Origin of the sequence: Psychrobacillus sp. NEAU-3TGS, from assembly GCF_029955155.1 — a bacterium.
GTDB lineage: Bacteria > Bacillota > Bacilli > Bacillales_A > Planococcaceae > Psychrobacillus.
Genome location: NZ_JAPNOZ010000006.1, coordinates 202,836 through 215,239 on the forward strand (window position 1 = coordinate 202,836; position 12,404 = coordinate 215,239).

Annotated in this window: 10 protein-coding genes and 1 pseudogene; 3 read left to right on the forward strand and 8 right to left on the reverse strand. The window is 37.2% G+C overall.

The genetic code is table 11. The features are described from left to right. Positions 1–221: 221 nt before the first annotated feature. The 4 genes from OR571_RS05800 to OR571_RS05815 form a co-directional block, all read right to left on the reverse strand. A complete protein-coding gene (locus tag OR571_RS05800) occupies positions 222–1,343 on the reverse strand; it encodes a DUF4097 family beta strand repeat-containing protein (protein WP_282241930.1) in 1,122 nt (373 codons plus the stop codon). A 102-nt stretch (positions 1,344–1,445) separates the two neighbouring features. Next, on the reverse strand, positions 1,446–4,313 hold the full coding sequence (gene uvrA / locus OR571_RS05805) for an excinuclease ABC subunit UvrA (protein WP_282241931.1): 2,868 nt from the start codon (positions 4,311–4,313) through the stop codon (positions 1,446–1,448). A gap of 5 nt (positions 4,314–4,318) precedes the next feature. Next, the gene (uvrB, locus tag OR571_RS05810; protein ID WP_282241932.1) at positions 4,319–6,301 is read right to left on the reverse strand and encodes an excinuclease ABC subunit UvrB; all 1,983 of its coding nucleotides are present in this window, start codon (positions 6,299–6,301) and stop codon (positions 4,319–4,321) included. Positions 6,302–6,433: 132 nt separating this feature from the next. Further along, the gene (locus OR571_RS05815) at positions 6,434–6,673 is read right to left on the reverse strand and encodes an IDEAL domain-containing protein (protein ID WP_282241933.1); all 240 of its coding nucleotides are present in this window, start codon (positions 6,671–6,673) and stop codon (positions 6,434–6,436) included. 178 nt (positions 6,674–6,851) lie between these two features. Here OR571_RS05815 and OR571_RS05820 point away from each other — a divergent pair, with 178 nt between their 5' ends. Beyond that, a complete protein-coding gene (locus OR571_RS05820; RefSeq protein WP_282241934.1) occupies positions 6,852–7,394 on the forward strand; it encodes a competence protein ComK in 543 nt (180 codons plus the stop codon). Here OR571_RS05820 and OR571_RS05825 read toward each other — a convergent pair. The 3 genes from OR571_RS05825 to OR571_RS05835 all read right to left on the reverse strand — a co-directional run bounded on the left by OR571_RS05825 (position 7,391) and on the right by OR571_RS05835 (position 9,242). After that, complete coding sequence (locus tag OR571_RS05825) at positions 7,391–7,756, reverse strand: YhjD family protein (protein WP_282241935.1); 366 nt, start codon at positions 7,754–7,756, stop codon at positions 7,391–7,393. The genes OR571_RS05820 and OR571_RS05825 overlap by 4 nt on opposite strands. Before the next feature lie 257 nt (positions 7,757–8,013). Next, complete coding sequence (locus OR571_RS05830; protein WP_282241936.1) at positions 8,014–8,232, reverse strand: hypothetical protein; 219 nt, start codon at positions 8,230–8,232, stop codon at positions 8,014–8,016. Further along, the gene (locus OR571_RS05835) at positions 8,232–9,242 is read right to left on the reverse strand and encodes an EAL and HDOD domain-containing protein (RefSeq protein ID WP_282241937.1); all 1,011 of its coding nucleotides are present in this window, start codon (positions 9,240–9,242) and stop codon (positions 8,232–8,234) included. Before OR571_RS05835 ends, OR571_RS05830 begins: the two co-directional genes overlap by 1 nt. 279 nt (positions 9,243–9,521) lie before the next feature. On the opposite strand from OR571_RS05835, the pseudogene OR571_RS05840 reads away from it, so the two are divergent. Together OR571_RS05840 and OR571_RS05845 are read left to right on the forward strand one after the other, a co-directional pair. Further along, positions 9,522–10,957: pseudogene (locus OR571_RS05840) on the forward strand (FAD-binding oxidoreductase). After that, on the forward strand, positions 10,954–11,487 hold the full coding sequence (locus OR571_RS05845; RefSeq protein WP_282241938.1) for an MFS transporter: 534 nt from the start codon (positions 10,954–10,956) through the stop codon (positions 11,485–11,487). Before OR571_RS05840 ends, OR571_RS05845 begins: the two are co-directional and overlap by 4 nt. Before the next feature lie 10 nt (positions 11,488–11,497). Here OR571_RS05845 and OR571_RS05850 read toward each other — a convergent pair whose 3' ends face one another. After that, positions 11,498–12,301 carry a class I SAM-dependent methyltransferase gene (locus tag OR571_RS05850; protein WP_282241939.1) on the reverse strand — a complete coding sequence of 268 codons (804 nt, stop codon included), beginning with the start codon at positions 12,299–12,301 and terminating at the stop codon, positions 11,498–11,500. Positions 12,302–12,404 lie beyond the last annotated feature (103 nt).

A 12,404-nucleotide genomic window follows, 5' to 3' on the forward strand; every position in this document is an offset into this window, starting at 1 on the left:
TGGACTGAGCGTAGCGAAGGAAGCGGCTGAAGCCAAGCCGGCGGAAAGCGCCCGCCCTACAGCGGAAATTCTGAGGACACTTTATTCAACTCACTACCGCACAGTTTACTTAAAAAGTAACATATCCGAGCCATTTAAAGAATTTTATCTAATGAATACTTCTTCACAAAGTAAAAGCCGTAAGAAGCGATATGCTCCTTACGGCTTTTGGATGGTTATTATTATTCACTGTCTACTGTATATCGTACAAGCACGGATCCTGTTTTTGCATCTCCGTATACTTTTAGCGGCTCTGCTTCAGCATCCACTATTTTAGTGAATCCTACTCTTTTATTTAACAATTGTTCGGATTGGTTTAGTTGTGTGACATCTGAAAGTTGCACATCAATTTTCCCAATTTGCGTAGTTGTTTCTCCTTTTAACGATACATCTTTCGGTACGTACAATTCAACAGTTCCTGCAACAGCAGTACCTTCGATTTTACGTGCTTCCTTGTCTTTTGTCGTTAAAATGACATGCCCACTTACCGAAGAACCTTCCAATTCCTTCAGTTTTCCATCTACATAAATCCGACCATTCATCGTTTCTACTTCGATTGAATCACCAACAACATCTTGGACTTGTACGGCTCCGTTTACAGTTTCAAGGTCTGCGCTTTTAAACTTCAATGCATCTAATGTTATTTTTCCGTTCGTTGTTTTTAGCTTAAACGAGTTTGCTTCCAAGTTCTTTGCGATAAATTCACCATTGAACAATCGCGCTGAAACATGATTATATGCTTTTTTCGGTACATAGAGCATTACTTGGACTGAAGTTGTTTTCATGTCGCTGTATACACGCAGTTTATTTCCCTCTGTAGTGAAAATAAATTCTTCCGCAAAGCGTGCTTTCGCTTCCTCTTCTGTTGAGTTTCTGAAAGATTTTACTTTTACTGTGGCATGTGCGTAAGTTTCTTCTGTTGGATAAATTTCTATTTTACCATTCGCTATATTCACAGAAATATCATCGAAAGACGCTTGGTCTTTTACTAAGCTTTCTTCAAAAATAACCGGCTCACCAAAAGGCATCTCAAAGTCAAACTCTTTCATCTTATCCACAGTTCCTTGCATAAACTGCATAAAACGTTCACCCATTACGGTGAAATCACGTTTTAAGTCTTCTATAAAATCGGCGCTTTGGTGCTTGTTTTGTGCATGTGTTTGTTCTTGTTTTGGTTCTTCTTTGTCTAACGAAATGATAGGTGTTGACTGTTTTCCAAGTTCCTCTAGTAGTGCCAATGCTTCTTGTGCAGTAATCGTGCCATTTTCAACCATATCTAAAATACGTTTACGTTCTTCTTGCATAGTGAAAGGCCTCCTCATAAGTTTAAAATATAAAACGAGTTACTTACCCTATTAATTACGTTTAAACTTCAATAAGGTTTCATTTAGATTGAACAGTTATTTTTACTTCGTAGAAGCTACGGTAATAACTTCATCCATTCGTTTTCGATCACGCTCAAGAATAGGTTTTAGATATCTACCAGTATAAGAATCTTTTGCTTCGATAATTTTCTCTGGTGGTCCAACCGCTACTATTGTCCCGCCTTTGTCTCCACCTTCAGGTCCTAAATCAATCATATAATCGGCGGTTTTAATCACATCTAAGTTATGCTCGATAACGAGTACAGAATCACCATTTTCCACGAGGCGTTGCAGGACGATAAGTAAACGAGCAATATCATCGACATGTAAACCTGTAGTTGGTTCGTCTAAAATATAAAATGTTTTTCCGTTGGATCGTTTATGCAATTCAGAGGCTAGCTTTACGCGCTGTGCTTCCCCTCCTGAAAGGGTAGTTGCTGGTTGACCCAATTCCACATAACCTAGTCCAACATCGACTAGTGTTTGCAGTTTTCGACTTATTTTAGGATGGTTTTCGAAAAATACTAATCCATCTTCCACGGTCATTTTCAGCACTTCTGCAATATTTTTCCCTTTGTAGTGTACTTCTAATGTTTCTCGATTATAGCGTTTCCCATGGCAAACTTCACAAGGCACATATACGTCCGGTAAAAAATGCATCTCAATTTTAATGATTCCATCTCCGCGGCAAGCTTCACAGCGTCCACCTTTTACATTAAAACTGAATCTACCTTTTTTATATCCTCTTACCTTTGCTTCATTAGTCGCTGCATATAAATCTCTTATATCGTCAAAAACGCCTGTATAGGTTGCCGGATTGGACCTTGGTGTACGGCCAATTGGAGATTGGTCAATATCAATCACCTTTTCCAGCTGGTCAATGCCTTCTACACTTTTATTTGCTCCTGGTTTCACCTTGGAACGATTTAGCTTAGAAGCAAGCGATTTATACAGAATTTCATTCACTAATGTACTTTTACCAGAACCGGATACACCGGTTACTGCTGTAAATACGCCTAATGGAATATCTACATTGACATTTTTTAAGTTATTTTCATTTGCACCTTTAATTTTAATGTATCGTCCATCCGGCTTTCTACGCTCGGTCGGTAGGGGGATAAACTTTTTACCGCTTAAGTATTGACCTGTAAGCGAATTTTTATTTTTCATGACTTGTTCTGGAGTACCTGCAGCAACTATTTCTCCGCCGCGAATACCGGCGCCAGGCCCAACATCGATTAAGTAATCCGCCGCCATCATTGTATCTTCGTCATGTTCTACAACGATTAATGTATTCCCGATGTCACGCATACTTTTTAATGTCTCGATTAATCGATCATTATCACGTTGATGCAAACCAATCGATGGCTCATCCAGAATGTATAATACACCTGTTAGCCTTGAACCAATTTGTGTAGCTAGACGAATTCTTTGTGCTTCCCCCCCAGATAATGTTCCAGAAGCTCGGTTCAATGTTAGATAATCGAGTCCGACATTTTCTAAAAATCCAAGGCGCTCATTAATTTCTCTTAATACTAATCGTGCAATTTGCATATCTTTTTCAGACAAAGTTAATTCGTGAAAGAATTTATTTGCCTCTTCAATAGAAAATCGCGTTATTTGACCTATATGCAAAGAGTCTACCTTTACTGCTAATGTTTCTTTTTTCAAACGGTATCCTTTACAAGTTGGACAATCATGTTGTCCCATATATTTTTCCATTTGCTCGCGGATATAGTCAGAGGATGTGTCCTTATATCGGCGTTCGATATTAGCTAAAACGCCCTCAAATTGAATAAGACTGTCGCGTACTTGACCAAATTCATTTTCATAGCGGAAACGAATCTTATCTCCGCCTGATCCGTACATAATTTTTCTCCACTGATCTATCGGCAATTTTTCTACCGGCACATTCATTTTGATTTTGTAATGTTTACACACAGCTTCTAATAATTTGGGATAATATTGTGAGCTTGTTGGCTGCCATGCAACGATTGCTCCTTCTTCCAACGTCATACTTTTATCAGGTACAACTAGTTCTGGGTCTACTTCTAATTTCGAGCCTAAACCATCACAATCGGGACATGCACCAAATGGGCTGTTGAATGAAAACATTCTTGGTTCCAGCTCACCTATCGAAAATCCGCAAATCGGACATGCGTGATGTTCACTAAATAAAATTTCCTCATGCTCCATTACATCAATTAATACACGACCGTCTGCAAGTCGAAGTGCTGATTCAAGCGAATCGCTTAACCTTGCCTCTACTCCCTCTTTCAGAACGATTCTATCTATTACTACTTCTATATTATGTTTTTTGTTTTTATCTAAATTTATATCATCATCTAGGTCAGTGATTTCCCCATCTATTCGAACACGTACAAAGCCTTGCTTTTTCATGTCTTCCAATAACTTTACATGCGTTCCTTTACGTCCGGACACAATTGGCGCCAAAACTTGCATTTTCGTTCTTTCCGGATACTCACTTAGTCGATCAACCATCTGTTCAATCGTTTGAGATGATATTTCAATTCCATGTGTTGGACAGATTGGCTTTCCGACACGTGCAAATAACAAACGTAAATAATCGTAGATTTCCGTTACTGTCGCTACAGTAGAGCGTGGGTTTTTACTTGTTGTCTTTTGGTCGATGGAAATGGCTGGAGAGAGACCTTCAATGACGTCGACATCCGGTTTATCCATTTGGCCTAAAAATTGTCTTGCATAGGCCGATAATGATTCTACATATCGGCGTTGACCTTCAGCGTAAATAGTGTCAAATGCTAAAGACGATTTACCAGATCCCGACAATCCTGTCATAACAACTAGCTTATCTCTTGGTATTTTTAAGCTGATATTTTTTAAATTATGTGCCCGAGCACCTTCTATAATAATTTCTTGGTTTTTCACTTGGTTCACCCTTCCAACTTCAGTTCAAGGATTGCATCACGTAATTGTGCTGCTCGTTCAAAATTAAGTGCTTTAGCAGCATCTTTCATTTCTTTTTCTAAATTTTGTAGCAATGTATTTTTTTCTTCTTTCGTTAGAGGTTTTCCACTTGTTAACTGCTGTGCATAACTCGCTTCTTCTTCCGCCACTTGCGTTGCTCGAATAACCTCACGAATTTTTTTCTGAATTGTTTTCGGTGTGATCCCATGCTTTTCGTTATATTCCATTTGAATTGTACGACGTCGTGTCGTTTCATCCATCGCTTTTTGCATAGAATCTGTTATTTTATCTGCATACATTATTACTTCACCATTTGAATTTCTCGCCGCACGCCCTATTGTTTGGATTAATGAACGCTCCGAGCGTAAGAACCCTTCTTTATCTGCATCTAAAATTGCCACTAGAGACACTTCTGGTAGGTCGAGCCCTTCCCTTAACAAGTTGATTCCGATGAGGACATCATATGTTCCTAAACGAAGATCCCTTATTATTTCAATTCGCTCTAATGTTTTTACTTCGGAATGTAAGTACTGTACTTTTATGCCGATTTCTTTTAGATAGTCCGTCAAATCTTCCGACATTTTCTTCGTTAATGTCGTAATTAAGACACGCTCATCTTTTGCAGTACGTTCCTGAATTTCGTTGATCAGATCATCAATTTGTCCTTCAATCGGCTTCAATGTAATAATCGGATCCAATAACCCAGTCGGGCGAATGATTTGTTCGACCATTTCAGGTGTATGTTCTAGCTCATAAGGACCTGGGGTTGCAGATACATACACTGCTTGATGGATATGGTCTTCAAATTCACTAAAAGTAAGTGGTCTGTTATCAAGTGCTGACGGCAAGCGAAAACCATGGTTTACTAATACTGATTTCCTTGCTTGGTCTCCATTAAACATTCCTCTTACTTGTGGTAACGAAACATGGCTCTCATCCACTACTAATAAAAAGTCTTTTGGAAAATAGTCTAATAATGTATATGGAGTTGCGCCTGCTTCTCTTAAAGTGAGATGGCGAGAATAGTTTTCGATCCCCGAACAAAATCCCATCTCCTGCATCATTTCTAAATCATAGCGTGTACGCTGCTCCAGTCGCTGCGCTTCCAGTAATTTATCCTCATCACGTAGGATTTTTAATTGTTCTTCTAATTCTTTTTGAATATTCTCTATAGCAATCTTCATCTTTTCTTCTCTTGTAACGAAGTGAGATGCCGGGAATATGGCTACATGTTCACGCTCTGCCATTATTTCTCCTGTGAGTGCGTCTACTTCACGAATTCGGTCAATTTCATCACCAAAAAACTCGACACGAAGACATTTTTCATCTCTGGATGCTGGGAAGATTTCGACAACATCCCCACGTACACGGAAAGTTCCTCTTGTAAAATTAATGTCGTTTCGTTCATATTGGATGTCGACTAGTTTTCTAAGCAGTTGGTTTCGCTCAACTTCCATTCCTGTCCGCAAAGAAACGACCAGTTCTCTGTATTCCTCTGGATTCCCGAGCCCATATATACAAGAAACAGATGCAATAATGATGACATCTTTTCTTTCAAATAAAGATGATGTAGCAGAGTGTCGAAGTTTATCAATTTCCTCGTTAATGCTGGAATCCTTTTCAATATACGTATCTGTTTGAGGTACGTATGCTTCCGGTTGGAAATAGTCGTAATAACTAACAAAGTATTCGACAGCATTATTAGGAAAGAACTCTTTAAACTCGCTATATAGCTGTCCTGCAAGTGTTTTATTATGTGCCATTATAAGGGTCGGCTTATTTGTTTGCTGGATGACATTTGAAATCGTAAATGTTTTCCCAGTACCCGTTGCCCCGAGCAATGTTTGATGTTTTTTCCCCTCTTGTACACCTTTTACTAATTCTTTTATTGCTTCTATTTGATCCCCTGCTGGCTCATACGGAGCTTGCAAATCAAAAATTTGTTCCATACATAAGCCTCCCACGATTTGAATAATTTCAGTTTAACATACTCTTTTTTTGAACACTAATAAAACGAACGTATGTTTTTCAATATATTATTTACGCAGAATAAAAGCCGCTTAAGTGTAAGCGGCTTTCTTCTATTGCTTTGGATTATTTAACTGCTGTAAAGCATTTGTATATTGCATAAATGCTTTTTTGTCTTTCTGATCCAGCGCCTCGTCTATCAATCTCAATAATCGATTACTACTTTGTTCCCGGTGGATAATGTTCAAAAACATATCAAGATAAATTTCGTTCAACAGTTTTTCTGCAGAGCTTTCTTTCCCAGGCTGACCCATTGCTCTTAAAAATTCTGCATATGAATATTGTTTGTCCATTTCCATCACCCCGATGCCTTTTTTCCATTATATAAAAGCTGAACGTGAGTTGCAATCATTTTTAGAAAATTTAGATTTTATAGCCAAAAATAACAATTTTAAAAATTCGACAAATTCACTTGATTTTTTCCCATATTTAACTATAATCGAGTTATAACAGCCTAAGGAGTGAATGTATATGTTCAATAAAAAAGACGAAAAACCTTTCCTAGTTTCATTTGATACCGCTGTACTTCAACCAGTTGTAATTAATAACAAAGTTTTTACCAAAGCCATTAGCTATTCGGGCGAAACCAAAATAATAGGTAAAAGGCCATATGATATTGTCCGCTCTTCCTGTTCCCATTATGGTTCTAACATTCAACTATCCACTAAATTATCGAAACAAGCTATTGGAAACTATTTAAAATTACCAATTCTTATCGCATATGACTATGGAAATCCCTGCATTTTACTTCCCATTCTTTCTCCAAAATCTGATTTAAACGTATGGTTTTCTCTTGGAGCCATCGAATCATTTTATCCTTCTGAAGGAGGCTCTACAATCGTTTTAACAAATGGACAAACAATTCAAGTACCTTCTTCTCCACATACGATTAGCCGACAAGTTGGATTTGCTAACCTATTAAATATGCACTTGTTAAGAAGAATGAGTCATCTGGTGAATAATGGACTTGTTCCTTCTCGCGGACCTTTATTTCAAAAAAACTTTTTTAATTAATGTGCATTCTCTACAATCGCCAAATACACGGTGAGTAGTTCTTCCACCCGATTGCGGAGTCGGACATTTAAGTAACGACGATGTTCTTCATAGCCTCCATGAAAAAATACATATTCGGTGAACATATCATCACCTTCTCCGCGAAGAACTTTCATACTGTGCCTTTTCATATAAATATGCGTCTTTTTTAATTCACTTTGAACATGCTTTGTGGCTCCTTCTACCATAGCTACATATGGACGTTTTAACTTAAAGGGACCTCTTTCAAAAATCATTCGATCCTTTTCTAAAATAGTTAATACCATTGGGAGATAAATCATGTTTTCTAAATAAGGGATGGCCTCTTCCGGTATCAATGGCATATCGCATTCTCCTTTTAAAGAACATTTGTTCTCATTATATTGTACTACTTTTAGAAGAAAATGCAACAATTTAAAAACGTTACTTTTTGGAAAAAATGAATAACAATTACTAGTAGAGTATTCGCAAGCCGCCGCCCTAAATCTTGATGTTAAATTTAATAAGGCATGTTATTTCTATATTGTACGGACCTTGTTAATATGTCTTAACATATTTATTTGAGTACGCCAAAAAAACTCCCAGCCAATATGACTGGGAGTTAGTTTGTGATTTCAGTTGCAAAGCGTCTTGCTTCTACATAGAGGGCATTTAATGTGGAATGATCGATGCTAAGCAAGGCTGCTCCAACGATCATATCATTCCAGCGGACCTCATCACATGCAATCGCCAGTTCCAGAAAAGGAGTCATTTCCGTTTTAGTTCCAGAAAGTGTTTCTGCCACTTCATCCGAAAGTGGTAGATCTTGCAGTAAATGCATCATGGCCGATGTAATAATGTGTCTATTAAAGAAAACATACCTACTAGGAAATACTCAGAAGCATTTTGTAAAGATTTACGCCTTGCTAATAATTCACAGAGTTTTGCTCGAAACAATGATGCTTCAATAAGGGCCATACCATCACCTGAATGATTCTTTTTAGATTCACGTAGTAATAAAACATATAACCAATGGTTCAATTCCTCCAGTCCAAGGATGAGCACACCTTGTTTGATGGAACGGACTTTAGATTTGGAACGGACTGCAGGGGAATTAATCATTTTTAATACTTTGAAAGAAAGTGATACATCTCGTTCGATTTCATTAGAAATTTCCTCTACGGAAACAGAGTTATTCCGCAACAAATTGATAATCCGAAAATATTGCGCTAAATTTGCTGGAATCTCTGATCCTTTTATCACTTCAGGCTTTGCAAAGAAGTAACCTTGAAAAAGTTTATAACCAGCAGCCCTCGCTTCATGAAACTGTTCTCTTGTTTCCACTTTTTCAGCTAGCAACACAATGTTCGGATAATTGGCTTTGACGATTCGTTCAATGGCATATCGTTCCGTTCGAGTACTTAATAGAAAATCTACTTTAATATAGTCTACAAGAGAAAATAATTCTCCGTATAAATTCACGTTCTTTTGTAGGACAAAATCATCCAAGGCGATCAAAAAGCCAAGAGATTTAATCTCTCGCAGATTTTCAATTAAAGCTGTCGTAATCGGAATATCCTCCAAAATTTCAACCACAATTCGATTCGCCGGAAATTTAGAAAACACTTCTTTTTTTAATAAATTCTCCGTAAAGTTAATAAAACATAATTTTTCCCCTGCTAGTTCATTAATACCTATTGTTAAAAAGGAATGTGTTAGAACATCTAAAGTTGCTTCATCCCCTGCTATCGTAGGAAAAGAATTGTCCTGTCCATTTCTATACAATAGTTCATATGCAAATATATGTTCATCTTGAGTAAAAATCGGCTGTCTTGCAACGAAAATGTCCAAGTGAATACCTCTAATCCTTTAAATTTCATTAATATAATTGTAACAAATCAGAATATGAAAATCGATCAACAGTTAGAAGGATTAATGGAATATGACAGACTATTACTAAAACGATATGTTGTGTTGGGAAACCGCTTGTATCCTATGGAATTAAGTCACGGGTGTTCTTGGTTTAATTACTAGTAAAAGCTACCAAATAGTTAATTGGTAGCTTTTACTAATTTAGTAGATTTATTAAAATAGTAAAGTAAAGTTTTATTTGAAAAGGAGGCGAGGCAAATGTATAAATATCGCTATTTTACAGTTATTTTATATGTCACGATATTTATTGGCTCTTATCACTTATTTCAAATCCAACTGTCCAATCCAATTATAGAAGATCACGGACGTCTTTTGCCTGTCAAAATGAAAGCAATAAAATCAAGTAATGATGAAGAGAAGTTACGAAAAGTTATACTAGATGCTAATAAAAATAATGATCCGATTTCTATTGGCGGAATGCAGCATAGCCAAGGCGGGCAAACACTCTACCCAAATGGAATTCTCCTCGATATGAAAAGCTATAATAAAATTTTAGAGCTTGATCAAGAGAAAAAGCTTATCACTGTACAAAGTGGGACAACTTGGGCCGATATTCAGTCTTATATCAATCCATATGGCCTTGCATTAAAGGTAAGTCAGTCTCAAAATATTTTCACTGTTGGCGGTTCCTTAAGTGTGAATGTACATGGTCGGGATATTGCATATACCTCTTTGATTGAGTCTGTAGAATCTTTTAGATTATTGAATGCGGAAGGCAATATTTTGCATGTCAGTCGACAAGAAAATCCAGAGCTATTCAAGCTCGTCATTGGAGGTTATGGATTGTTCGGAATCATTCTTGATGTCACTTTGCAATTAACGGACGATGAACTTTATCAAATTCGGACAACATCCCTAGCTTATGATGAATACAGTGCTTATTTTAAAACCAATGTTCTTCAAGATGAGGCTGTAAAATGCATTTAGCAAGAATCTCTGTTGCACCAGAAGGCTTTCTAACCGAAATGTATACAACCGATTACTACATGGCCGATGATCAAGGGCAGCTGGAATTTAATAGCACATTAAAACGGGAAAGTCTAATTGCCATCCCAAAATTCTTTCTTGGTTTATCCAGATTAAATGGCTGGGGGAAAAATCTACTTTGGGGGACGCAAGAAGCATACAATCACCGAATAGATGATTCCTATATATCGAGGAATAATGTTATGCGCTCAGAGTCTACCTTTATGGAATATGAAAATGTAAACAAAACGGAAGTATTACAAGAATATTTTGTGCCCGTTGATCAATTTACTTCCTATATTGACGATTTAAGAAAAACCCTTGAACAGGAAGAAGATTTTAATTTATTGAATATTACCGTGCGCTATGTAAAGAAAAATGAAGAAGCAGTCATGTCTTACGCAAAAGAGGATATGTTTGGACTTGTAATGCTTATCAATCAAGGATCAAGTGAAGAAAGCATCGAAGAATCTGGTAGAATTATTCGCAAAATGATTGATATCACTTTAGATCACGATGGGAGTTATTATCTTCCCTACTATCACTTTCCTACTCAAGAACAATTGGAAGAAGCGTACCCTAGAACAGAGGAGTTCTTTATCATGAAGAAAGAATATGATTCTGATGGTCGGTTCATGAATCTTTTCTATGAGGAGTATCATAAATGAATTACAGAAGATTTATTATCTATCAAGGCAGCATCGGAATGGCATCCAGCATGATATTTCCATTTTATGTGCTGCTTCTAAAAAATGTCGGTCACAGTTATTCACAGTTTGGTTGGGCATATGGACTATTTGCCCTTACAGCGGCTGTGAGCTATCCAATAATTGGTAAGCTCGCAGATAAAACAGGTGATAAAATTCTATTGATTATTTATTCTTGGGGAATGGCGCTGATTTTACTCATTTTTCCGCTCGCTTTTGAGATTTGGCATGTTTATATCCTTCAAGTGGTGATGGGATTGCTCGGTGCCGTTCAAAAAAACTCGGAAAAAACAGTCCTAGCCCGAACCGTTCAAAAGGAAACGGCCGGAAGGGAGATCGGGCATTATCATATTTGGACGTCTGTTAGTGCTGCAATCGCTATTATAGGAACGGGGTATTTAGTAGATTTTTTAACAATAGGCAGTATTTTTTACCTGGCTTCCGTTGTGTTCGCGTGGAGTGGGTTTTATATCATGAAACGAGATGAATGAAACATTGCTTTCATTCCTCTTTCGTTGCAATTAACGTATATAACGCTGGTACTTTATCCTCTATTCCTTCAGGCGATCCTGCTGGTAACGCCCATCTAACTCTTGCTTCTTCCTCCAGATAATTAATACGGAATCCAGCATTTGAAATGGCCGTAACTATTTCTCCTAAAGTCCATCTTCGAATAGTTACTTTTTGTAGAGAAGCTCTATCTTCCTCAGATAATAGAATGCTGTATGCTACATCCTCTTCGATTGCTTCTTCATTAAAATAATCGCCACTCGCAATCATTCGACGATCTTCAACATTCAGTAACTTTGAAACAAAAGGATGATAATCTCTGAGAATGAATTGTCCACCATACTTTAGTGAATCATAAACCACTTTAAATAAAGGACGTAGATCCACAAAATAATGTAATACTCCTAATTCTAAAAGGGTAACATCAAAATCGATAAGCACCTCATCATCCGGAACTTCTAATATATCTGAAACTATGTATTTAATATTCACTTTCGCTTCGTCAGCCAATTCCATCGCATATTTTTTATTATCTTGCGAAATGTCTACCACCGTCACTTCTGCTCCCAACAAAGCAAAAGATACCGCCTTATTTCCTTTAGATCCTAAAAGATTAGCAATTTTTTTATCTTTTACTTCACCTATGAACTTCAAATAGTGTTCTACAGAACTTGTAGGGTTTGCTATTAACTTTTGAGCATATTCTTTTGGCGAACCGTGACGATTTGTCCATGCTTGATAGGCAGATTGATTCCATCCTATTTGGTTTGTACGGCTAACTATTTCTTGTTTCATAGTACTACCTCCAAAAAGAAAATGACCTCGCTAAACTTCGCATCTACATCATATGTATTAGTCATATGTACGGATAAAAACAAGAACGTATGTGTGGTATAAT